General features: G+C 60.5%; 19 protein-coding genes and 1 tRNA gene. 13 read left to right on the top strand and 7 right to left on the bottom strand.

The genetic code is table 11. The features are described 5' to 3' along the window. Positions 1-87 precede the first annotated feature (87 nt). The 7 genes from BSF44_RS20320 to BSF44_RS20290 all read left to right on the top strand — a co-directional run bounded on the left by BSF44_RS20320 (position 88) and on the right by BSF44_RS20290 (position 7,637). Complete coding sequence (locus BSF44_RS20320) at positions 88-516, top strand: MarR family winged helix-turn-helix transcriptional regulator (protein ID WP_095945024.1); 429 nt, start codon at positions 88-90, stop codon at positions 514-516. Continuing rightward, a complete protein-coding gene (locus tag BSF44_RS20315; protein ID WP_095945023.1) occupies positions 513-2,585 on the top strand; it encodes an FUSC family protein in 2,073 nt (690 codons plus the stop codon). Before BSF44_RS20320 ends, BSF44_RS20315 begins: the two co-directional genes overlap by 4 nt. Next, positions 2,582-2,791: a DUF1656 domain-containing protein gene (locus tag BSF44_RS20310; protein ID WP_007987399.1), complete on the top strand. Its 210-nt coding sequence runs from the start codon at positions 2,582-2,584 to the stop codon at positions 2,789-2,791. The genes BSF44_RS20315 and BSF44_RS20310 overlap by 4 nt, the downstream gene beginning before the upstream one ends. Further along, positions 2,788-3,675, top strand: coding sequence for an HlyD family secretion protein (locus BSF44_RS20305; RefSeq protein ID WP_095945022.1), 888 nt, complete (start codon positions 2,788-2,790; stop codon positions 3,673-3,675). Before BSF44_RS20310 ends, BSF44_RS20305 begins: the two co-directional genes overlap by 4 nt. After that, positions 3,672-5,120, top strand: a complete 1,449-nt coding sequence (locus BSF44_RS20300) for an efflux transporter outer membrane subunit (protein ID WP_095945021.1) — start codon at positions 3,672-3,674, stop codon at positions 5,118-5,120. The genes BSF44_RS20305 and BSF44_RS20300 overlap by 4 nt, the downstream gene beginning before the upstream one ends. A gap of 93 nt (positions 5,121-5,213) precedes the next feature. Then, the gene (locus tag BSF44_RS20295; protein WP_095945020.1) at positions 5,214-5,849 is read left to right on the top strand and encodes an NADH:ubiquinone oxidoreductase subunit N; all 636 of its coding nucleotides are present in this window, start codon (positions 5,214-5,216) and stop codon (positions 5,847-5,849) included. 282 nt (positions 5,850-6,131) lie between these two features. Beyond that, a complete protein-coding gene (locus tag BSF44_RS20290) occupies positions 6,132-7,637 on the top strand; it encodes a YdgA family protein (RefSeq protein WP_095945019.1) in 1,506 nt (501 codons plus the stop codon). 66 nt (positions 7,638-7,703) lie between these two features. Here BSF44_RS20290 and BSF44_RS20285 read toward each other — a convergent pair whose 3' ends face one another. Further along, complete coding sequence (locus tag BSF44_RS20285) at positions 7,704-9,233, bottom strand: apoptosis inducing factor family protein (protein WP_095945018.1); 1,530 nt, start codon at positions 9,231-9,233, stop codon at positions 7,704-7,706. A gap of 139 nt (positions 9,234-9,372) precedes the next feature. On the opposite strand from BSF44_RS20285, the gene BSF44_RS20280 reads away from it, so the two are divergent. Together BSF44_RS20280 and BSF44_RS20275 are read left to right on the top strand one after the other, a co-directional pair. Beyond that, on the top strand, positions 9,373-9,933 hold the full coding sequence (locus tag BSF44_RS20280; RefSeq protein ID WP_095945017.1) for a YbhB/YbcL family Raf kinase inhibitor-like protein: 561 nt from the start codon (positions 9,373-9,375) through the stop codon (positions 9,931-9,933). A gap of 42 nt (positions 9,934-9,975) precedes the next feature. After that, entirely contained in the window at positions 9,976-10,248 is a 273-nt protein-coding gene (locus tag BSF44_RS20275; RefSeq protein WP_224789021.1) for a hypothetical protein, read from the top strand. A gap of 76 nt (positions 10,249-10,324) precedes the next feature. Here BSF44_RS20275 and BSF44_RS20270 read toward each other — a convergent pair whose 3' ends face one another. The 4 genes from BSF44_RS20270 to BSF44_RS20255 all read right to left on the bottom strand — a co-directional run bounded on the left by BSF44_RS20270 (position 10,325) and on the right by BSF44_RS20255 (position 12,094). After that, positions 10,325-10,654 (bottom strand): hypothetical protein, encoded by a 330-nt coding sequence (locus BSF44_RS20270; RefSeq protein WP_095945016.1) that lies wholly within the window; start codon positions 10,652-10,654, stop codon positions 10,325-10,327. A 61-nt stretch (positions 10,655-10,715) separates the two neighbouring features. Then, positions 10,716-11,246 carry a DUF5384 family protein gene (locus tag BSF44_RS20265; RefSeq protein ID WP_095945015.1) on the bottom strand — a complete coding sequence of 177 codons (531 nt, stop codon included), beginning with the start codon at positions 11,244-11,246 and terminating at the stop codon, positions 10,716-10,718. A gap of 10 nt (positions 11,247-11,256) precedes the next feature. After that, a complete protein-coding gene (locus tag BSF44_RS20260; protein WP_095945014.1) occupies positions 11,257-11,766 on the bottom strand; it encodes a hypothetical protein in 510 nt (169 codons plus the stop codon). Positions 11,767-12,017: 251 nt separating this feature from the next. Continuing rightward, positions 12,018-12,094 (bottom strand) — tRNA-Arg (locus tag BSF44_RS20255). 349 nt (positions 12,095-12,443) lie between these two features. On the opposite strand from BSF44_RS20255, the gene gabD reads away from it, so the two are divergent. The 3 genes from gabD to BSF44_RS20235 all read left to right on the top strand — a co-directional run bounded on the left by gabD (position 12,444) and on the right by BSF44_RS20235 (position 16,695). Further along, positions 12,444-13,886, top strand: a complete 1,443-nt coding sequence (gene gabD, locus BSF44_RS20245; protein ID WP_095945012.1) for an NADP-dependent succinate-semialdehyde dehydrogenase — start codon at positions 12,444-12,446, stop codon at positions 13,884-13,886. 184 nt (positions 13,887-14,070) lie between these two features. After that, positions 14,071-15,348 (top strand): 4-aminobutyrate--2-oxoglutarate transaminase, encoded by a 1,278-nt coding sequence (gene gabT / locus BSF44_RS20240; RefSeq protein WP_007994487.1) that lies wholly within the window; start codon positions 14,071-14,073, stop codon positions 15,346-15,348. A 135-nt stretch (positions 15,349-15,483) separates the two neighbouring features. Continuing rightward, a complete protein-coding gene (locus BSF44_RS20235) occupies positions 15,484-16,695 on the top strand; it encodes a response regulator (protein ID WP_095945011.1) in 1,212 nt (403 codons plus the stop codon). 125 nt (positions 16,696-16,820) lie between these two features. Here the strand turns inward: BSF44_RS20235 and BSF44_RS20230 are convergent, their stop codons facing one another. Both BSF44_RS20230 and desA read right to left on the bottom strand, forming a co-directional pair. Next, positions 16,821-17,810 carry a sensor domain-containing diguanylate cyclase gene (locus tag BSF44_RS20230; protein WP_095945010.1) on the bottom strand — a complete coding sequence of 330 codons (990 nt, stop codon included), beginning with the start codon at positions 17,808-17,810 and terminating at the stop codon, positions 16,821-16,823. A gap of 286 nt (positions 17,811-18,096) precedes the next feature. Then, positions 18,097-19,281, bottom strand: coding sequence for a delta-9 fatty acid desaturase DesA (gene desA / locus BSF44_RS20225; protein WP_095945009.1), 1,185 nt, complete (start codon positions 19,279-19,281; stop codon positions 18,097-18,099). A gap of 146 nt (positions 19,282-19,427) precedes the next feature. On the opposite strand from desA, the gene dibA reads away from it, so the two are divergent. Then, positions 19,428-21,347, top strand: a complete 1,920-nt coding sequence (dibA, locus tag BSF44_RS20220; RefSeq protein ID WP_095945008.1) for a phosphodiesterase DibA — start codon at positions 19,428-19,430, stop codon at positions 21,345-21,347. Positions 21,348-21,374 lie beyond the last annotated feature (27 nt).

The raw sequence follows: 21,374 nt of genomic DNA, 5'->3' as shown, positions 1-21,374 counted from the left end.
GGAAAATCCCCTCCAATGCAATATTGATAGTTAGCAAACTAACAGTGTGTATTTCCCCTCGTGCCGAATAACCTCGACGTTCTCCAGATGAACATCAGCAGTGCCATGGTGGTGGCCGCCAGGCATTGGCGCAAAATCTGCCAGACCACGCTGGCCAACTATGGAATTTCCGAAGCCTGCGCCGTTCCGCTGTTGATGATCGGGCGTCTGGGCGAAGGGGTGCGCCAGGTGACGGTGGCCCAGGCAGCAGGGATGGAGAGCCCGTCACTGGTGCGCCTGCTCGACCAGCTGTGCCATGGTGGCTACGTCTGCCGCACCGAAGATGCACAGGACCGCCGCGCCAAATGCCTGAGCCTGACCGAAACCGGTCGGGAGCTGGTGCAGGCGGTCGAAGTGGAGCTGGTGCGCTTGCGCCACGAAGTCCTTGAAGGCATTGCCCCAAGTGACCTGGAAGCTACGCTGCGGGTATTGAGAGCATTTGAAGCGGCCACGCCGCCATCGGTGGCCAACTCTTGAACGGATTTTTCTCGGGCATGCCCCCGGCGCGGGACTGGTTCTATGGAGTCCGCACCTTCGCCGCTTCAATGATCGCGCTGTACATCGCCCTGCTCATGCAAATGCCGCGTCCGTACTGGGCGATGGCCACGGTGTACATCGTTTCCAGTCCGTTTCTCGGCCCTACCAGTTCCAAGGCGCTGTACCGGGCGGTCGGCACCTTTATCGGCGCTGCGGCGGCGGTGCTGTTCGTGCCGATGTTCGTGCAAAGTCCTTACGTACTGGTGGTGGTGATTGCGCTGTGGACCGGGACGCTGCTGTTTCTGTCCCTGCATTTGCGCACTGCGAACAACTACGCCTTGATGCTCGCCGGCTACACCTTGCCGTTGATTGCCCTGCCGGTGGTGAACAACCCGCTGGGGGTGTGGGACGTGGCTGAAGCGCGGACCGAAGAAATCTTTCTCGGCATCGCCGTGGCGGCGGTGGTCGGTGCGATGTTCTGGCCCCGGCGTTTGGCGCCGGTGTTCAATGATTCGGTGAACAAATGGTTTACCGATGCATCGACCTACAGCCTGCGCTTCCTCAGCCGCAACGTGCAGCCTGAAGAGGTCAGCGCGTTGCGGGCTTCCATGGTCGCCACGTTCAACTCCCTGGAGTTGATGATCGGCCAGTTGCCCCACGAAGGCTCGCGTCCGCAGACAGTACGCAACACCAAGGAATTGCGCGGACGGATGATTCACCTGCTGCCAGTGATCGATGCCCTCGACGACGCGCTTTATGCCCTGGAACGGCGTACTCCTGAGCTTGTGGACAAATTCGCGCCGTTGCTGGTCGCCACCACCGAATGGCTCGAGCACAAGGATGCCGATCTCGACCGCTGGCAAGCCCTGAAGGATCAACTTGAGGCCCTGCAACCGGCTCCCGAAGCGCTGGATGACCGCAAGCAACTGCTGTTCTCCAACGCCATTTATCGTCTCGGCGAGTGGATCGATTTGTGGCAGGACTGCCGCAGCCTGCAATATGCCATCCAGTGTGAAAGCCAGGACAGCTGGCGCGCGGTGTATCGGCACTGGCGGCTGGGGCGACTGTCTCCATTCCTGGATCGCGGCCTGATGTTTTATTCCGCGGCCTCTACCGTCACCGCGATTATCGTCGCTTCGGTGCTGTGGATTCTGCTCGGCTGGACCGATGGTGGCAGCGCCGTGATTCTGGCGGCGGTAGCGTGCAGTTTCTTTGCCTCGATGGACGACCCGGCACCGCAGATTTACCGGTTCTTTTTCTGGACAGCGATGTCGGTGGTGTTCGCCAGCCTTTATCTGTTTCTGGTGCTGCCCAACCTGCATGACTTTCCGATGCTGGTGCTGGCGTTTGCCGTGCCGTTCATTTGCATCGGCACCCTGACGGTCAAGCCGCAGTTCTACCTGGGCATGCTGCTGACCCTGGTTAACACTTCGTCGTTCATCAGTATTCAGGGCGCTTACGACGCAGACTTCCTCAGTTTCGCCAACTCCAACCTGGCCGGTCCCATGGGGCTGCTGTTCGCGTTCATCTGGACGCTGATCGCCCGGCCGTTCGGTGCCGAACTGGCGGCCAAGCGCCTGACCCGTTTCAGCTGGCGTGACATCGTCAGCCTCTCCGAGCCGGCGACGTTGTCCGAGCATCGGCTTCTGGGTATACGGATGCTCGATCGGTTGATGCAGCATCTGCCGCGCCTGGCCATGACCGGTCAGGACTCCGGCGTGGCGCTGCGGGAAGTGCGGGTGGCGCTGAATCTGTTGGACCTGCTCGCCTATACGCCCCGGGTCCTTGGTGTGCCGCAGGCGCTGCTGCGTCAGGTGGTGGCCGAGGTTGGCGAGTACTTCAAGGCCTGTCTCAAGGCCGGTGAACGCTTGCAGGCACCGAGCCCGTTGCTGATGACCCTCGACCGCACGCGTCGCGCCCTCAGCGGTGCCGGCGATGATGAAACCCGTCGGCATCTGCTGCACGCCCTGAGCGGCCTGCGCCTGGCACTCTTGCCCGGCGTCGAATTCGTCGGTGCCGCCGAGCCCGAAGAACCGCTTCCCCATGGCATTGATGGAGCGCCTTTATGATCGGTGACCTGGATCTGAGCGGGGTGTTCCTGCCCACGCTGCTGGTGCTGATGGGCATTACGTATGTGTTGTACCTGTTGGTGCACGGGGTGCTGACGCGCCTGCACTTTTACCGTCTGGTCTGGCACCGGGCATTGTTCAACGTGGCCCTCTACGCCTTGCTGCTTGGCGCCGTGGACTCACTCAGTCGATACCTGATGACATGAAAAAACCGTTTCTAACCCTGGGTCGCGTGGTGTTGACCCTGCTGATCGTGACCTTCGCCGTTGTCGTGGTCTGGCGCATGGTGATGTATTACATGTTCGCGCCCTGGACCCGCGATGGGCACATCCGTGCCGACATTGTGCAAATCGCGCCGGATGTCTCAGGGCTGATCCAGCAAGTGGAGGTGCGCGACAACCAGCTGGTCAAGCGCGGCCAGGTGCTGTTCAGCATCGATCCGGACCGCTTCAGGCTGGCCCTGCGCCAGGCGAAAGCGGCAGTCGCCGACCGCGAAGAAACCCTGGCCCAGGCCCAGCGTGAGGCCAAGCGGAACAAGGGGCTCGGCAATCTGGTGCCGGGTGAACAATTGGAAGAAAGCCAGTCGAAAGTCGCCCGCGCCCAAGTGGCCTTGATGGAAGCCCAAGTGGCGGTGGACAGCGCGCAGCTCAATCTCGACCGCTCGGTGATCCGCAGCCCGGTGGACGGCTACGTCAACGACCGCGCGCCACGGGCCCAGGAGTTCGTCAGCGCCGGGCGTCCGGTGTTGTCGGTGGTCGACAGCAACTCGTTCCATATCGATGGCTATTTCGAAGAAACCAAACTGAACGGCATCCATATCGGCCAAAGCGTCGACATCCGGGTGATTGGCGACAATGCGCGCCTGCGCGGGCATGTGGAGAGCATCGTCGCCGGTATCGAAGACCGCGACCGCACCAGCGGCAACAACCTGCTGCCCAACGTCAACCCGGCCTTCAGCTGGGTGCGGCTGGCCCAGCGGATTCCGGTACGGATCGCCTTCGATGATGTGCCGGAAGATTTCCGCATGATCGCCGGGCGCACCGCCACGGTATCGATCATCGACGATCAGAAGCGGGAGCCGGCGCAATGAGCAAGGCCTCGGGTTTGGCGGTCGCCGGGTTAGGCTTGCTGCTGTCGGCGTGTCAGATGGTCGGGCCGGATTATCATTTGCCTGAAGAAGCGGCTGTCCATCGTCCAGACTTCCAGGGCGATCTGGCGGTCGACGGCAAAACGGTGGTGTCCGCGCCGGTGCCAGCCGATTGGTGGCGCCTATATAAGGACCCGCGACTCGACCAGTTGGTGCAGCAGGCCATGGCTTCCAACACCGATTTGCGCGTGGCGGCGGCCAGTTTGTCGCGGTCTCGTGCTCAGGTCGATGAGGCGCAAGCGGCGGGTGGCTGGAGCGGCGGCGTGCAGATGGGCGCCCAGCGCTTGCAGGAGTCCGGCCAGGCCTTCCTGCTGCCGGAAAAAGTGCCGGTGGCCAACATCGGCGATATCGGCATCAGCGCGTCGTACCAGTTCGACCTGTTCGGCACCTTGCAACGCGGCATCGAAGCGGCCAAGGCCAATGCCGATGCGACGCAGGCCGCCGCCGATACTGCACGCATCACCGTGGTGGCCGACGTGGTTCGCGCTTACACCCAGGTGTGCGCGGCCAATGAAGAGCGGGAAATCGCCCAGCATTCACTCGACCTGCAAGCCCAGAGCACCACGCTGATCCAGCGTCTGCGTGATGCGGGGCGTGGCGACGAAACCCAGGTCACCCGCTCGCAGACCCAATTCAAATCCCTGCGCGCCGACATGCCGCGCTATGAAGCCGCTCGTCAGGCCGGGCTGTATCGCTTGTCGATGTTGCTGGCCAAGCCGGTGGACCAACTGCCGGCCGGCACCGCCACCTGCGACGAGCTGCCAAAAATCGTGCAATTGATCCCGGTGGGCGATGGCGCCGCGTTGCTCAAGCGTCGTCCCGATGTACGGCAGGCCGAGCGTCGGCTGGCGGCCGCGACGGCCGGCATTGGTGTCGCCACGGGTGAGCTGTACCCGAACATCAGCATCGGCGCGACCATCGGTACAGTCGGTATCCTGGATGATCTGGGCGATCCGTCTACCAACCGCTGGGGCTTCGGTCCGTCGCTGACCTGGAACGTGCCGACCAACGGCGCCCGGGCGCGCATCCGCGAAGCCGAAGCGGTGACCCAGGCGACCCTGGCGCATTTCGATGGGGTGGTGCTCAACGCCATTCGCGAGACCCAGACCGGCCTGGCCCAGTACACGGCATTGCTGCAGCGCCGCGACGCACTGGCGGACGCCGAACAATCGGCAAAACTGGCGGCCGACCAGACCCACCGCTTCTTCCAGGCCGGCCGCGCCTCGTTCCTGGCGGACCTGCAGGCCACCCGTACCTACATCGACGTCACGGCGCAACTGGCGGCCGCGAACACCCAGGTTGCCGCCAGTCAGATCGATTTATTCCTCGCCTTGGGCGGCGGATGGGAAAGCGGACGAACGCAAGCGTCGAACTCCGGCAAACCCTGAGGCCGTTGCTATGCTTTGAAGTGTTGGAGGGACGCCCCGTGCGAAGCGTCCTTTCTTCGCACAAGGCTCGCGCAGGTCAGGGGGAAACCAATAATGAAAAACCCTTATGCTCTCGGCTTCTGGTGCGCCATCGTGGCATTGGTGCTGCTGTCGGCCGCCTATTTCTACGGCATCATGCTGGCCCACCAGATCGACAAGGCTCTGGTGTTCCTCGACAGTGCCGTCGCGCTGATTGCGGTGATGTCCATTGCGGTAGTGGCCTGGGCCTCGGTCCAGAACCAACGCATCAAGAAAAGACAACTTGAACAAGGCAAGACCCTGGTCCTGATCTGGGATACCAAGGTGGCGTTGCGTCGTGTCGAAACGGTGTTCGACCGCTATTTCTGGGGCAGTTACTGGCAACCGGGGCGCACCTTTCAGGAAGTCATGGGCGAATTGACCGGCACGCCGCTGGAAAAAAGCCTCGAAAATCTGAAAAAACAATGCCTGGCCCTGGATCGGCAGGTGGCTGATGACGGTCGGCACTGGCTCAGTAATGCCCGGGAACTGGCCGATGTCGCCACGGCCATGGCCCGCGAGCGCTATCAGCTGGACGTCTGCGACCCGCGTGCGGAGGTGACGGGCGGTGCGGTGATCAACCGCGACTTCGAAGTGCTGGTGTACACCTGGACTGCGCGGCTCAAAAGCTTCGATCATCAATTGGATGAGATAGAGGTCCAATACTCTTGAGTTGATATGGGCTGTTCGATCGCCATCGCGAGCAGGCTCGCTCCTACATTGGAATGCATTCCCCTGTAGGAGCGAGTCTGCTCGCGATGGCAATTGCATTGACTGCGAATAACTCCAGCCTCGCGAACACCCTCCAAGACACTCTTTCACCTTTAATCATTGGGCCGTTCGTCGCGCCCGGTGCTAATCTGCTATTCACTTTCAACGCAGTCGAGCCGCAACCCGTCATGGGTTCAGGGAAGACGACCTCACTTTCAACAACGGACATTGAACGGGTCATACATGAATAAATCAGCAGGCGTGCTACTCGCAATTGTTGTTGCAATCGGTGCCATCAGCGCAGGCGGAGCCTGGTTCACCGGCACCAAAATCGAAGGTGTGCTGAACACCTCGATTGCCGATGCCAACAAGGAATTGCAGGCGGCGATGGTCGGTTCCAACGGCACCGCGTCGCTGGAACTGGTGTCGCTGGACCGTCATGTATTCAGCAGCACCGCGCACTATCGCCTGAAGGGCGAAGGCGAAATGTTCGGCGAAGCGCCGGTCGAGTTGCTGTTTGTCGATCACATCGAACACGGCCCGTTGCCGTTCTCGCGCCTGATGTCGCTCAAGTGGCTGCCGGTCCTGGCGACCAGTCACTACGAGCTGGAAAAGACCCCGTTCACCGAAAAGTGGTTTGCCGCCGCCAAGGACAAGTCCCCGCTGACCGGCGTGGTCAATATCGGCTATGACAACGCTACCAATGGCACCTTCGAGTTGCAGCCGCTGGAAATGGCCCTGGATGACAAGTCGAGCATGAAGTTCTCCGGCTTGAGCATGGACGTCGACGCCAGCGCCAAGGCGCAAAAGGTCAAGGCCAACGGCTACATGGACAGCCTGAAGGTGATCACCGTTTCCGAAGACCTGGCGCCGGTGCAGGTTGAGTTGAACGGCCTGACCCTGGCCAGCAACCTGACAAAAAGTACCTACGGTTTTTACACTGGTGAGAACGTCGTCGAACTGGCCAGCGGCAAATCGACCTTCGGCGTCAAACAGTCGGTGCTCGACTTCAAGAAGTTCGAGATGAAAAACCTGACTGAAGAAAAGGGCAGCAACGTCTCCGGGCGTGCCGATTACAAGGTCGGCGACGTGTCCCTCAACGGCAAGACCATTGGCTCCGGTGCGTTGGCCATGAGCCTGAAGAACCTCGACATTCCGGCCACCCTGTCGTTGATGCAGGTTTACCAGAGCAAGCTGCAGCCGTATGAAAGGGCGGCGGCCGAAGCGGCGGCGGCCGGCCTGCCGGCGCCGGAGCTGAAACTGACCGAAGCCGAAGAAGCGCTGCTCAAGTCCAGCCTGGAAAAACTGCTGGCGGCCGGACCACAAGTGGCCCTGGAAAACCTGTCGTTCAACACCGCCAACGGTGAGAGCCGCGCCAATATGGTGCTGGACCTGACCAAGCCGCAAGCCATCGATCTGCCGACTGATCAACTGGTCAGGCAGCTGATCGCTCTGCTGGACTTCAAACTGCAAGTGTCCAAAGCCATGCTGGTCGATGTGCTCACCGTGCAATCGCAAATCGACGGTCAGACCGACGCCAAGCTGATTGCCGACCAGGCCACCGCCACCGCGGACATGTTCGGCAGCATGGCGGTCGGCAGCCAACTGGCAAAACTGGACGGCAATAACATCGTCACCAACTTGCGTTACGCCAACAATCAGGTGGACTTCAACGGCCAGAAAATGACCGTCGAAGAGTTTGCCAGTTTTGTGATGAGCAAGTTCGCAGATGCCGGTGCCACCGAATAACGGCGACTGCTAACCCTGCAACGCCCGGCCTCTGCATCGCGCAGGGGCCGGGCGTTTTGCTGTCCTCTAGGGAACGTCACGGATCAGGCGCCATGCCTCTTCCCAGGGCAACGGTTGTTTCATTCGCTCGGCGAGCATCGCCATGGCCCGGTCCATCTCGCAGGCCACCGCCGCCGACACCACACCGTTTTTTCCGTACAGGCCTATGAACGGTGGATCGTAAGGGTCGCCCTTGAACTCGACTTCGTCCCAAGCCTCGGCGTGGCCGAGGTAGTCGTAGGTTTTACCGAAATGCCAGGTCCAGAAAAACGGCACGTCGAGGTAATGCTCGTCACCGCCCAGCATGTTGGCTGCGGCGATCCGCGCCTGCTGTTGGGCCAGTCGCCAGTGTTCGATGCGCAGGTGTTGGTGGTTCAGCGGGAACGTTGCAATATCGCCAGCCGCCCAAAGATCGTCTGTCACGCGCATTGTGCCGTCGACACGCAGCGAGTGATCCTGCTCTTGCGGCAACCCGGTAAAGGCCGCAGTGGCTGGCGTGACGCCGATGCCGACCAGCACCAGATCGGCCGCCAAGCGTTGGTCGTTGTCCAGGCGCACGGCTTCGACCTTGTTCGTCCCTTCGATCCGTACCGCATTGCCCCGGGTATGAAACACGACGCCATTGGCTTCATGCCGCGCGCGAATCGCCTTGCCGACCGTGTCACCGAACTGTTTGGCAAACGGCACTTCGTGGCGGGCCAGCACGGTCACGTGCAGGCCAAGCTGGCGCAGGGACGAGGCAGACTCCATGGCAATGAAGCTGTCGCCGATGATCACCACCCGCTGGCCGGCGCTGGCGCTGTCCAGAATCTGTTGCGCATGGGCTTTGGAACGCAGGACGAACACTTGCGGCAGATCGGCGCCGGGCAGTGTCAACGAATTGGGTACGCCGCCGGTGGCCAGCAGCGCGGCGTCGTATGTCAGTGATCGGCCGTCAGTCAGCCGCAGCGTCCGGTTTGGCGCGTCCAGGCTTGCCACTTCGCCTCGCAGGCGCTCGATCCGCTGCGCGTGGTAAAAATCCTCGTCGCGTAGCGGTGGGACTTCGTGCATCGGCATCTCTCCGGCGATCACGTATTTGCTCAGCGCGGTACGGTCGTATCCGGCATCGGCTTCGCGGTCGATCAACAGCAACCGGCCGCCGAAACCTTTCTCGCGCAAACACGCTGCCGCTGCCGTGCCTGCGGCGCCAGCGCCGACAATGATGAAGGTTCGTGGATCGTCGGCCGGTGGTGGGTGGGCACCTGGCATCGGCTGATCGCCGACCCAGATGTCGCCGTCACGGACTTCGAGGGGATAGCGCTTGAGGCTGTCCAGGGCTGGCGGTTCACACAGCCCGCCATCCTCGACTCGAAACTGCGCCTTGTGCCACGGACAGGTCAGGCGTCCATGACAAATTGCCCCGTCCGCCAGCGGGGCTCCGGCGTGCGGGCATTCGGCCTGATAAGCGCGCAATTGTTCACCAGCCCGCAACAGCAGGATCTTGCTGTCCTGGACCTGCACTTCCAGACCCCGGTCTTCGGGCACATTGGCGACACGCGCAACGCGATGCAGAGTCATGATCGCTCTCCAGACAGACGTTTCACTTATGAGTCTGGTACTTATCGCGAGGTTCAGCCAATTGCCCCTGCCACGGCGTGAACGGTCCGGCTATAGTCTGCACGCCGACGACGGCCCAACACGCACAAGGTGCTCCGGTATGCCCCGATTGACCTCAATGAACCCTTGGCTCGCGGCCTTGGCAGTCGCCCTTTGCGTGCAGTTCCCGGCACAGGCCCAGGAACGTTTCACCCTGAACATTCCCGGGGTTTCCGATGACCGTCTGTTCACGTCGGCCGCCGCCAGCGATTCCGCCGGCTGTGGCGGGCATAACATTTCCCCGGCATTGAACTGGAACGCCGGCCCGGCAGCCACCCAAAGCTACGCCATCGTCATGCACGACCCTGACGGCCAGAAGGGCCAGGGCATCGATCAGTGGGTGCATTACGGCATCAAGGCCGGCATCCACCAGATCCCGGCCGGCGCCGGGAGCAAACCCGGCCTCGAAGGTGTCGGCGGTACCAACAGCAAAAACACCACCGGCTACATCGGCCCCTGCCCACCCGTTGGCGACAGCGCGCACCACTACATCATCCAGATCTACGCCCTGGACCTGGCCCCGGACGCCTTGCCCGTCGGCCTGACCCGTGCGCAGCTGCTGGAAAAAATCAAAGGCCATGTGCTGAAAAACAGCAGCGTGGTGCGGCGCTATCACCGCTAACCGTTTTCAGGAATAAACTGAAGTGCGCAGCGCTCGGGGAATTTGGCATCCCGACCCGAAAGCGCGCACTATCAGGCCATAGCCGATGCGTTGGAGGATGCCGTGGCAAAAAAAATCGACCGCATCGCCCAAATGCTCAACTGCCCGCAAAAGGGTGAGGAACTGCGGCGAGCGATTACCGAGAGTCGCAAGGATTTTCTGCTGAATCAGCCGGAAGAAGACGTTGTTGAAGACGACGACCTTGAAGAGGAGTTTTTCGAGGACGACGAGGACGATGATGATGAGTACGACGAGTTCGACTGGACGACAGAATGAAAAAAACCGCTTCGGCGGTTTTTTTGTGGGTCCAGGCAACAGCCCTGATGTGCAGTGTCAGCCGCACTTACCCGTGTCAGAGCCCATTGGGGAGAAATTTGGTTGCGCCGCTGACATCATCGATTTTCTTGATGCGAAAGGCTTTCAGGCAGGTTTCGTCGCGGGTGTTGGCGTCAGAGCAAAATTGCTTGATGAAGTCGGCAAAGACCATGTCCTGGCCATTAACGGTGAGGACGCGCTTGTAATATTCACCATTGATGCCTTGGGCTTGACGACTGGTCGTCATCTCCTGATCCACCACCAGGCGTCCGTGCAGGTCGACAGCTGGAACCTGGGCTTTGGGATCTTCTTTGGAACAGGCGCTCAGGAGCAGTCCTGCGGCAATCAGCGTACATAAACGCAGCATATGAATTCATCTCTGATAACGGATGCCCCGGACCGGGGTCCGGGGGCGATCGATAGGAAGATTACTCGCCGAACAAGCGGCCGGAACGGTTGACTTCAGCCTTGCCGGAGTCTTCCAGCAGAGACTTGGCACCGGAGGTCACATTGCGTGCCGAGTCGGCTTCAGACTGGATCACGTCGGTGCGTGCCGCGCTATCACGCAGCTCCGCATCGATGTAGTCGTTGGCGCGTGCGGTGCGCGCGCGCTTGGCCTGCAGTGCCAGGCGGCGCTCTTCCAGCTCCAGTGCGCGCAACTCGTCTTCGAAACCTTCTTCACGGGTTTGAACACGCTTATGTTCAACTTCTTGTGTCTTGCGCTGCTCCAGGGCCCTTTGTTGCGCCGCTTGCTGTGCCGCCGCCCGCTGCCGACGATCAGCAGCGCTGCGAGCTTCCTCACGTGCCCGGTCGGCTGCCGCCTGGCGCAGGCGTTCGGCCTCAGTGGCCGCTTCAGCCTGTTTGGTTTGCTGTTCGATTTGATACAGATTGTCGAATTGGCCTGCCAATGTCGGCATGGCGAGCAGTGCGAGGACCGAACCCAGAACGATATGTTTCATGTCCGACCCCTTAGCTTTTCTTGGGTTCTGGACAGGTCGCATTCGGCTGAATGCGTGTTTCGTTGGAGATGGTCATCACCATCAGGGAAATTTCGCCAACCTTGAACTCACAAGGGCGACCCACCTGGGCAGAAGTGTAGATCTTGCCGCTTTCCGAATAACCAATCAGCACGCCCGGTACCAGAGTGGTGTCATTGACCATCGAACCCGCCATGGCGCCTGCAGCGCCACCGGCTACACCGCCGACAATGGCCGTGTCGGTGTTTTTAGTGTTGCCCAGTGCGGCACCACCGATCAGCCCCAGTACCCCGCCCGCCATCATGGCTGCTTTTTTGTTCTTTTCGTTGCTGACTTTGATCTTGCTCGGCGAGATCGTAAGGATTTTGACGGTTTTAGCTTCCTGCTGAGTGTTGACCTGACTGGCGTCGAACACATCTGCCTGATACTCCTCACCGCTGGTTTGGCAACCAGCAAGAACGGCAGCAATCGAAAGTACCAGGCAGCGTTTTAACATCATCATTTCTAATATCTCTATGAGCGTAAGAAATCCCGAAAGGGACAGTCCATTGTGATTTGAGGCAATGTGCCATCATTTTAATCAAACTCAAGAAGATAAGGCCAAGGAAACTTTGGATTGGGATTGGATAGATCGAATACATCGAGGTAAGGCGATTCAGCAACGGCTGAACGGGGAGGTGTGAAATTCATGAAAACGACACCCACAAAAAAGCCCCAGACCCATAAGGCCTGAGGCTTTCTCGTTACAAGGTATGGTGCACCAGGCGGGATTCGAACCCACGACCCCTGCCTTCGGAGGGCAGTACTCTATCCAGCTGAGCTACTGGTGCAGCGGGCGCCATGATACGCATATGCACTGCGGGCGTCCATGCTGCTGAATCGCCTGCGTTTTTTCAAAGCTGTAACGCGCGTTTGCTACGTTGATCAGAAAAAATAGGCAAAAGCGTCGTTTTCGTTCTTTTTTTCGAACAGGCTATTGTCCTTTACCCCCTTTGATCCTAGGATTCGTTTGAGATTTCAAACGCTCTTGTCTGGGTGCTGAACCGCACGATTTGAATCAGTGCGCTTTTTATGTGCTTCAGCCCGGTGAATGATTTCCCTGACGGCAGCCTATCGAGGCGCCTTTCTACAATCATAATTTGCTCCGCATTCGTTGCGGTGCTGTTAAGGAAAGCCGACATGCAGCTTAAAGACACCCAGTTGTTCCGCCAGCAAGCCTTCATCGATGGCGCGTGGGTTGATGCGGACAATGGTCAGACGATCAAGGTCAACAACCCGGCAACGGGCGAAATTCTGGGCACCGTGCCGAAAATGGGCGCTGCCGAAACCCGCCGTGCGATCGAAGCCGCTGACAAAGCGCTGCCGGCCTGGCGTGCACTGACCGCCAAAGAACGTGCGACCAAGCTGCGTCGCTGGTTCGAGCTGATCATCGAGAACCAGGACGACCTGGCTCGCCTGATGACTCTGGAGCAAGGCAAGCCATTGGCCGAAGCCAAGGGCGAAATCGTTTACGCCGCGTCCTTCATCGAGTGGTTCGCCGAAGAAGCCAAGCGCATCTACGGTGACGTGATTCCGGGCCACCAGCCAGACAAGCGCCTGATCGTGATCAAGCAGCCAATCGGCGTGACCGCTGCCATCACCCCGTGGAACTTCCCGGCCGCGATGATCACCCGTAAAGCCGGCCCGGCCCTGGCCGCCGGTTGCACCATGGTGCTCAAGCCTGCTTCGCAAACTCCGTTTTCCGCCTTCGCCCTGGCCGAACTGGCCCAGCGTGCCGGCATCCCGGCTGGCGTGTTCAGCGTTGTGTCCGGCAGTGCCGGCGACATCGGCAGCGAGCTGACCAGCAACCCGATCGTACGTAAGCTGTCCTTCACCGGTTCGACCGAAATCGGTCGTCAACTGATGTCGGAATGCGCCAAGGACATCAAGAAAGTCTCCCTGGAACTGGGCGGCAACGCGCCGTTCATCGTGTTCGACGACGCGGACCTGGATAAGGCCGTCGAAGGCGCGATCATTTCCAAGTATCGCAACAACGGCCAGACCTGCGTCTGCGCCAACCGCCTGTACATTCAGGATTCGGTCTATGACGCGTTCGCCGAGAAGCTGAAAGTGGCTGTGGCCAAGCTCAAGATCGGCAACGGCCTGGAAGTCGGCACCACCACTGGCCCGCTGATCGACGAAAAAGCCGTGGCCAAGGTGCAAGAGCACATCGCTGATGCGATTTCCAAAGGCGCCACCGTGTTGTCCGGTGGCAAGCCGATGGAAGGCAACTTCTTCGAGCCGACCATCCTGACCAATGTGCCGAACAACGCTGCCGTGGCCAAGGAAGAAACCTTCGGCCCACTGGCTCCGCTGTTCCGCTTCAAAGACGAAGCCGATGTGATCGCGATGTCCAACGACACCGAGTTCGGTCTGGCCTCGTACTTCTATGCTCGTGACCTGGGCCGTGTATTCCGTGTGGCTGAAGCCCTGGAATACGGCATGGTCGGCGTCAATACCGGGTTGATCTCCAACGAAGTCGCGCCGTTCGGCGGCATCAAGGCCTCGGGCCTGGGCCGTGAAGGCTCCAAGTACGGCATCGAAGACTACCTGGAAATCAAATACCTCTGCCTGGGCATCTAAGCCCGGCACGGCATTGCTTCAAGCGCAAAGGGCACGAGAGCGCTGTCCCTTTGCGCCGCTTCAAACCGGAATTTTCTCGGTGACCGGGAACGCCGTGGCAGTCGATCATCGCATGCTGCCGCCGTTGCTCCCCGTCGCTTTATCCTTGAACCACGCCGCCCGATGAGCGGTGAATGAGGAATGTATGAGCAAGACTAACGCTTCTTTGATGGCCCGCCGTACCGCTGCTGTACCACGTGGTGTTGGCCAGATTCACCCGATCTTCGCCGACTCCGCGAAGAACGCGACCGTAACCGACGTTGAAGGTCGTGAGTTCATCGACTTCGCCGGCGGTATCGCCGTGCTGAACACCGGCCACGTGCACCCGAAAGTCATCGCCGCCGTGACCGAGCAACTGAACAAGCTGACCCACACTTGCTTCCAGGTGCTGGCCTACGAGCCGTATGTGGAAGTGTGCGAAAAAATCAACGCCAAGGTCCCAGGTGATTTCGACAAGAAAACCCTGCTGGTGACCACCGGCTCCGAAGCCGTGGAAAACTCCATCAAGATCGCCCGTGCCGCCACTGGCCGTGCCGGCGTGATCGCCTTCACCGGCGCGTACCACGGTCGCACCATGATGACCCTGGGCCTGACCGGTAAAGTCGTGCCTTACTCGGCCGGCATGGGCCTGATGCCAGGCGGCATCTTCCGCGCGCTGTACCCGAACGAACTGCACGGCGTCAGCATCGACGATTCGATCGCTTCCATCGAACGCATCTTCAAGAACGACGCCGAGCCGAAAGACATCGCCGCGATCATCATCGAGCCGGTTCAGGGCGAAGGCGGTTTCTACGTCGCGCCTAAAGAATTCATGAAGCGACTGCGTGCCCTGTGCGACCAGCACGGCATCCTGCTGATCGCTGACGAAGTACAGACTGGCGCTGGCCGTACCGGCACTTTCTTCGCCATGGAACAGATGGGCGTTGCCGCCGACCTGACCACCTTCGCCAAATCCATCGCTGGCGGCTTCCCGCTGGCCGGTGTGTGCGGCAAGGCCGAATACATGGATGCCATCGCTCCAGGTGGCCTGGGCGGCACCTACGCCGGTAGCCCGATCGCTTGCGCCGCGGCCCTGGCCGTGATGGAAGTGTTCGAAGAAGAACACCTGCTGGATCGTTGCAAGGCTGTTGGCGAGCGTCTGGTTACCGGCCTGAAGGCCATCCAGGCCAAGTACCCGGTGATCGGTGAAGTGCGTGCCCTGGGCGCGATGATCGCGGTCGAGCTGTTCGAAAACGGCGACAGCCACAAGCCGAACGCCGCAGCCGTGGCGTCCGTTGTGGCCAAGGCTCGCGACAAGGGTCTGATCCTGCTGTCCTGCGGCACCTACGGCAACGTTCTGCGCGTCCTGGTACCGCTGACCTCGCCGGACGAGCAACTGGACAAAGGCCTGGCGATCATCGAAGAGTGCTTCTCCGAGCTCTGATCCCTGGTGTGACCTGATCCACAAAAAACCCGCCTCGGCGGGTTTTTTCATGCCCCTTGAAACACATCCCGCGCATTAGCGCTGTATCGAATGGCCAGCATTGGCTAAGGTTCCTGCATTGCCAGGGAGAGCTGTATGACAACTGTCATTTTACCCGCCGTTCCAAGAGTCCTGATTGCCGAGGCCGACCCCTGGTCCCGGGATTTGCTCAAGGAAGTGTTGTTGAACGTACGCTGCGATGCGCGGCTGGATTTGTGCGCCGATGGCCAGCAAGCGCTGGAGCTATTGGCTGCCAACCCCTATGATCTGGTCATCGCCGACTGGGAGTTGCCGGGCGTCGATGGCCTGAATGTCCTGCGCAACGTCCGTCAGCGCAAACGCAATCCGCCCATGCCGTTCATTCTGATGAGCAGTCGCAACGACAGTGCCAGCGTGCGCGAGGCCTTGCCGCTGGTGCCGGCCGCGTACCTGACCAAGCCCCTGAATATGGAAAGCCTGACCCAGCGGTTACAGGGGTTGCTGCTGAACGCTGGCGAAGAAGTCTCGTGCGAAGTGCCGTCGCTGGCGCCGGGCATGACTCTGTCGGTGTTTCTGGAGCGTCGACGGGAATTGGCCGACGGCGCGCCGCTGATGACCGACGTGCAAGTAGCGGTCAAGCGCAGCCTCAATCCCAATGGCCTCGACCTGACGGTGCTGGAAGACGAAATCCGCACCGATCCGCAGGTCACGGCCGTGCTGATCGCCGCTGCCAACAGTGCGGCCCAGCACCACGGCGCCGGTGTGCAGACCCTGTCCCAGGCGCTGCATCGCCTGGGCACCGGGCAGAGCATGAATCTGATTCTCGGCCTGGCGCTCAAGCGCAGTGCCCGGCTCAGTGACCCGCAATTGGCCGACTATGCCGAGCGTAACTGGAACCTGTCATTGCACACCGCCGAATACGCGCGAACCTTGGCGCGTCTGCTTGATCTGGATCAGGAGCGTTGCTATTGCGCCGGCATGTTGCATCGCCTCGGCGATCTGGCGTTGCTGCGCTGTTTGCAGGAGTGGAAACAGGCCGGTGGCGAGCTGGACGAGCAGGAGGAAGTGGGCGAAGCGCTGGTTGAATTTGGCGCGGCCTATGGTTCGGCCCTGCGCACGCGCTGGCGCCTGCCACTGGAGTTGCGGGAGCTGATCGCGGCGGCCTACCAGCTCGGTGGCGGGGTTTACTCCCGCGAGGCGCTGGTGATGAACATGGCGGCGCAGATGGCGCGCCTGACCGAGCATGAGGGCATCGAGGAGCTGGCGAAGAGCCGGACGGCGCGGTTGCTCAAGATTGGCTTGCCGGAGTTGATACGTTTGCGCAAGTAGGAGCAGCCGGTCGACGCTCGATTGCTCGCGATGGAGGTAAACGATGACGCGTAAAATCTGAATCACTCTCGTGCCTCAGGTTTTTCGCGAGCAAGCTCGCTCCCACAGGGTTTTGCGATGGCCGCTCAGGCGGTAATAATCCGGTTCTTGCCCTCACGCTTGGCCTGGTACATCGCGGCATCCGCACGGGAAAACAGGTTCTCCACGTTTTCGTCCGCGGCGGTCAGGCTGGTCAGGCCCTGGCTGACGGTGATGCCGAACGTCTGGCCTTCATGGGTGAAACGCAATCGCTGAATCTGCTGTTGCAAGCGTTCCGCCACTTGCAGGGCCATCTTCGGCGTACAGCCGGGAAACACTGCTGCGAACTCCTCACCGCCAATGCGACCGAACAGGTCGCCACGGCGCAACGCTGCGCGGCCGCTATCGGCGATGCGTTGCAACACGTTGTCGCCTTCCTGGTGACCATAGGTGTCGTTGATGATTTTGAAGTCATCGATGTCCAGCATCAGGAACGACAGCGGCTCGCCCCGTTGCCGGGCGTGTGCGAACTCGCGGTGGGCGCATTCGAAGAAATGCCGGCGGTTGCTGCTCTGGGTCAGCGCGTCGGTGGTGGCCAGGCGCTGCAGCTCGCGTTCCATTCGCTTCTTGTCGGTGATGTCCTCGGCGATGCCGACGATGATCACCGGTTGCCCCGGCTCGGCCTGGCGGTTGACGTAGCATTTGTCGCTGAGCCAGCGCACCTGCCCGTCGGCGGCAATGATTCGATACTCGCGGTCTTCGACAGCGCCCTTGTCCAGCACTTCGGCCAGGCTGCGTTCGGCGTAGTCCAGGTCGTCAGGGTAAATGCAGTCGCGCCATTGGTTGCAGTCGGCCAGCAGCCGATCGGCCGAACGGCCAAAGATCCGTTCGTAGGCGGGGCTGACGTAAAGCATCTGACGGGTTTCCCAGTCGAATGCCCATAGCACCGCGTTGACGCTCATCAGCAAGGTGTTGAGCAACTGTTCGCGTTCGCTCAGGCGTGCGACTTCGCCTTGGGCGTGCATCAGCGCAATCAGGGTCTGCGCAGCCTCGGGCCCATGTGACGGAGATGAGTCTTGCAGGTTCTTTTGGGCCATCGACACAAATCTCAAAGGGCATTCCGCGTATTAGATAGCGGCCAACACCAAGCCCGCCGGGGGATAGCGAAGTGTCTTTGAGATAGGGCTTTTCGGGTGAAGTTCCCGCCTTTTGTGGCGAGGAAGCCGGCTTCCGCCGGGCGGTACTGGCGATGCGTTCTTGCGGCAAAAAAACAATGTGGGAGCGAGCCTGCTCGCGAAAAGGGGGTGCCAGTCAAATCAATATTGACTGACACGCCGCCCGGAGCCGGCTCGCTCCCACAGGTTTTGCGGCTGCGCGCTGCAATCAGACAGCAGCAGGACGCAGGGAGTAGGTCTTCAATTGACCGGCGAAGTCGCGCAGTGACTGAATCCCGCTGGCTTCGGCTTCGTGTACCCAGTCCTTGATGGCCGCCAGCATGTCGTGACCATTTGAGCTGGTCTTGACCCAGATCTGCTGCAGGGCCAGGCGTTTCTCGTAAATTACCTTCAGCGCCTGACTGTGCTCGAGCATGCTCTGGATGCGTACATGGTGCTTGTCATCCAGCAGGCTGGTCTCCCGCGAGAGCAGGCGTTTGGCCCGGTGGAACTGGTGGCGTACCGAGTGATCGACCTTTTCCAGCTCTTGCTTGACCAGCGGGCCGATTACCAATTTGCGGTACTGGGCCATGATCTGGAAGCGGTTGTTGAGGATCGCCATGGCGGTGTCCATGTCCAGGTTGCCCTTGCCTTCGACGCGATGGGCAATCGGCGCAACCCGCTGGACCTTGGCCAGGCGCAGGAAGCTGAAGACTTGAATCCACGCCCAGCCCAGGTCGAATTCCCACTTTTTCACCGACAGTTTTGCCGAGTTAGGGTAGGTGTGATGGTTGTTATGCAGTTCTTCACCGCCAATGAGGATGCCCCAAGGCACCAGGTTGGTCGCCGCATCGCGGCATTCGAAGTTGCGGTAGCCAATGGCATGGCCCAGGCCATTGACCACGCCGGCGGCCCATACCGGGATCCACATCATCTGGATGGCCCAGATGGTGATGCCGATGGTGCCGAACAGCAGCAGGTCGATAACGCCCATGATTGCGATGCCCAGCAGCGGGAAGCGGCTGTAGAGATTGCGCTCGATCCAGTCTTCGGGGCAGTTCTTGCCGTAGATGCGCAGCGTCTCGGGGTTTTCCGCTTCGGCGCGGTACAGCTCGGCGCCTTTGCGCAGCACCGTGGACAAACCCTTGATGACCGGGCTGTGCGGATCATCGACGGTTTCGCATTTGGCGTGATGCTTGCGGTGGATGGCGGTCCACTCGCGGGTGTTCTGCGCCGTGGTCAGCCACAGCCAGAAACGGAAGAAATGTTTAAGGCCCCCATTGAGCTCCAGGGAGCGATGGGCCGAGTAACGATGCAGATAGACCGTGACGGCAATGATCGTGACGTGGGTCATCAGCAGGGTGACTGCTACCAGCGACCAGGGCGACAAGCCAAGAAAACCTTCGTACCACATAGGCTGTAGGGCCCTCGATAAAGAAAAAACAGCCGTTGCATTATCACTAAGCCCACACAGAAAACCAGTCGCCCTTTCAGATAAGAGTGGCTGGATGTGTCTTTCAACTATAATTCCAATCTTTTTGTAGGGACATGGATTGCCGGATGCCTGCCACCTATCGCGATGCCTTGCGTGCAGCGCTGCTCTATCTGTTGCTTTCTGTGGTTTGGCTGCAGATGAGTGGCTATTTATTAAACAGTTTCTTCGATAGCTCTGCCGAGCGGCTGCGATGGCAACTGATCAACGGTTATGTCTGGGTACTGTTCAGCGCCGGGTTGATCTTCATTGCCCGGGCGCGGTTGCTGCGATGTCTGGGGATCGGCGCCAAGCTGCGTGAACGTGATGCCGACCGCACGCGCTTGCGCCAGGCGGCGGCCGTGTTCGACTGCACCCGCGAAGGCGTGCTGGTCACCAATCGGGAAGGCGTGATCGTCCATGTGAACCGGGCGTTCATGGAAATCACCGGTTACGGTTGTGAGGACGTGCTGGGGCAGCGGCCCAATCTGTTCAAGTCCGGACGACATTCCCCTGAGTTCTATCAGGTGATGTTTGCCGCGCTCGCCACTGTCGGGGAGTGGAGTGGAGAAATCTGGAACCGGCGCAAAAGCGGCGAGATTTACCCGCAATGGCAAACGATCCGCCTGATCCACGACGATTTCGGCCGGCCGAGCCAATATGTGGCGGTGTTTTCCGACATCAGTGCAATCAAGAACTCCGAACACGAGCTGATGCACCTGGCGCACCACGATCCGCTGACCGACCTGCCGAACCGCCTGCTGTTCACCGACCGCGCCGAACAGGCCCTGGCCTCGGCACAGGTCCACAAGCGTGGCTGCGCGCTGCTGATGATCGACCTCGATCACTTCAAGATGATCAACGACAGCCTCGGGCACACCATTGGCGACCAGTTGCTCAAGGCTGTGGCAGAGCGCCTGGGCGCCATGTTCGGTCCGGGCATCACCCTGGCCAGGCTGGGCGGAGATGAATTCGCCGTGCTTGCCGATAGTTGTCCGCAACTGGTTCAGGCCGCTGCGTTGGCCCAGCGGATCATCGATGGCCTTAAAGAGCCGTTCCTTATTGATGGGCACCAGCTGTCCATCAACACCAGCATCGGCATCAGCCTGTTCCCCAGCGATGCCTTGAGTGTCGAGCAACTGCTGCGTAATGCCGACTCTGCACTGTTCAAGGCCAAAAGCACGGGGCGCAATGATTATGCCCTGTACACCGAAGAGCTGACGGCCCACGCCCAGCAGCGGGTCGAGATCGCTTTCGAATTGCGCCGCGCCCTGGACCAGCAGGAGCTGCGGGTCCATTACCAGCCGGTTCACGACCTCAAGACCCGTCGCTTGATTGGCGTCGAGGCGCTGGTGCGTTGGCAGCACCCGCAGCGGGGCCTGGTGTCGCCGGCGGAATTCATTCCGGTCGCCGAACGAACCGGTCTGATTGCTGAAATCGATGCCTGGGTCATGGCGCAGGCGTGCCGGCAGATGTGTCAGTGGCAGCAGGGCGGGGTGGTGTTGTCGTTCGTCGCGGTCAACGTATCTTCGCGCCTGTTCGCCCGTCGTGAGCTGTACCAGCAAGTGGCGCAAGTCCTGCGCGAAACCGGGCTGGAACCGGCGTTTTTGGAGCTGGAAGTCACTGAAAGCGCGGTGATGGAAGACCCGGAAGTCGCGCTGGAGCAGATGCATCGCCTGCGCGAGCTGGGTGTACGCCTGGCCATCGACGACTTTGGCACCGGTTATTCATCGCTGCTGCGGCTCAAGCGTCTGCCGGTGCAAAAGTTGAAAATCGACCAGGGCTTCGTCGCCGGGTTGCCGTGGGATGAAGATGATGCAGCGATTTCGCGGGTGATCATTGCCCTGGCCCAGAGCATGGGCATGCAGGTGCATGCCGAGGGGATCGAGCAGGTCGAGCAGGCTGCTTTCCTGCTCGAGCAGGGATGTGATCTGGGGCAGGGTTACTGGTTCGGGCGGCCGGTGCCGGCGGCGCAGCTCGATTGGGCTCATGTCCCGGTCATCGCCTGATTTACAAAATCCCTGTGGGAGCGAGCT

This window comes from Pseudomonas sp. ACN8 (assembly GCF_002303925.1).
GTDB lineage: Bacteria > Pseudomonadota > Gammaproteobacteria > Pseudomonadales > Pseudomonadaceae > Aquipseudomonas.
The sequence above is the reverse complement of the archived record's forward strand: the minus strand, read 5'-3'. Positions and strand labels throughout refer to the sequence as shown.

Excerpts from the sequence above, each read along its gene's own strand:
- gabD (WP_095945012.1), top strand. The coding sequence starts at position 12,444 with ATGCAGCTTAAAGACACCCAGTTGTTCCGCCAGCAAGCCTTCATCGAT.
- BSF44_RS20310 (WP_007987399.1), top strand. The coding sequence starts at position 2,582 with ATGATCGGTGACCTGGATCTGAGCGGGGTGTTCCTGCCCACGCTGCTG.
- BSF44_RS20320 (WP_095945024.1), top strand. The coding sequence starts at position 88 with ATGAACATCAGCAGTGCCATGGTGGTGGCCGCCAGGCATTGGCGCAAA.
- desA (WP_095945009.1), bottom strand. The coding sequence starts at position 19,281 with ATGTGGTACGAAGGTTTTCTTGGCTTGTCGCCCTGGTCGCTGGTAGCA.
- BSF44_RS20280 (WP_095945017.1), top strand. The coding sequence starts at position 9,373 with ATGCCCCGATTGACCTCAATGAACCCTTGGCTCGCGGCCTTGGCAGTC.
- BSF44_RS20290 (WP_095945019.1), top strand. The coding sequence starts at position 6,132 with ATGAATAAATCAGCAGGCGTGCTACTCGCAATTGTTGTTGCAATCGGT.
- gabT (WP_007994487.1), top strand. The coding sequence starts at position 14,071 with ATGAGCAAGACTAACGCTTCTTTGATGGCCCGCCGTACCGCTGCTGTA.
- BSF44_RS20235 (WP_095945011.1), top strand. The coding sequence starts at position 15,484 with ATGACAACTGTCATTTTACCCGCCGTTCCAAGAGTCCTGATTGCCGAG.
- BSF44_RS20285 (WP_095945018.1), bottom strand. The coding sequence starts at position 9,233 with ATGACTCTGCATCGCGTTGCGCGTGTCGCCAATGTGCCCGAAGACCGG.
- BSF44_RS20270 (WP_095945016.1), bottom strand. The coding sequence starts at position 10,654 with ATGCTGCGTTTATGTACGCTGATTGCCGCAGGACTGCTCCTGAGCGCC.
- BSF44_RS20300 (WP_095945021.1), top strand. The coding sequence starts at position 3,672 with ATGAGCAAGGCCTCGGGTTTGGCGGTCGCCGGGTTAGGCTTGCTGCTG.
- BSF44_RS20295 (WP_095945020.1), top strand. The coding sequence starts at position 5,214 with ATGAAAAACCCTTATGCTCTCGGCTTCTGGTGCGCCATCGTGGCATTG.
- BSF44_RS20265 (WP_095945015.1), bottom strand. The coding sequence starts at position 11,246 with ATGAAACATATCGTTCTGGGTTCGGTCCTCGCACTGCTCGCCATGCCG.
- dibA (WP_095945008.1), top strand. The coding sequence starts at position 19,428 with ATGCCTGCCACCTATCGCGATGCCTTGCGTGCAGCGCTGCTCTATCTG.
- BSF44_RS20230 (WP_095945010.1), bottom strand. The coding sequence starts at position 17,810 with ATGGCCCAAAAGAACCTGCAAGACTCATCTCCGTCACATGGGCCCGAG.
- BSF44_RS20305 (WP_095945022.1), top strand. The coding sequence starts at position 2,788 with ATGAAAAAACCGTTTCTAACCCTGGGTCGCGTGGTGTTGACCCTGCTG.
- BSF44_RS20260 (WP_095945014.1), bottom strand. The coding sequence starts at position 11,766 with ATGATGATGTTAAAACGCTGCCTGGTACTTTCGATTGCTGCCGTTCTT.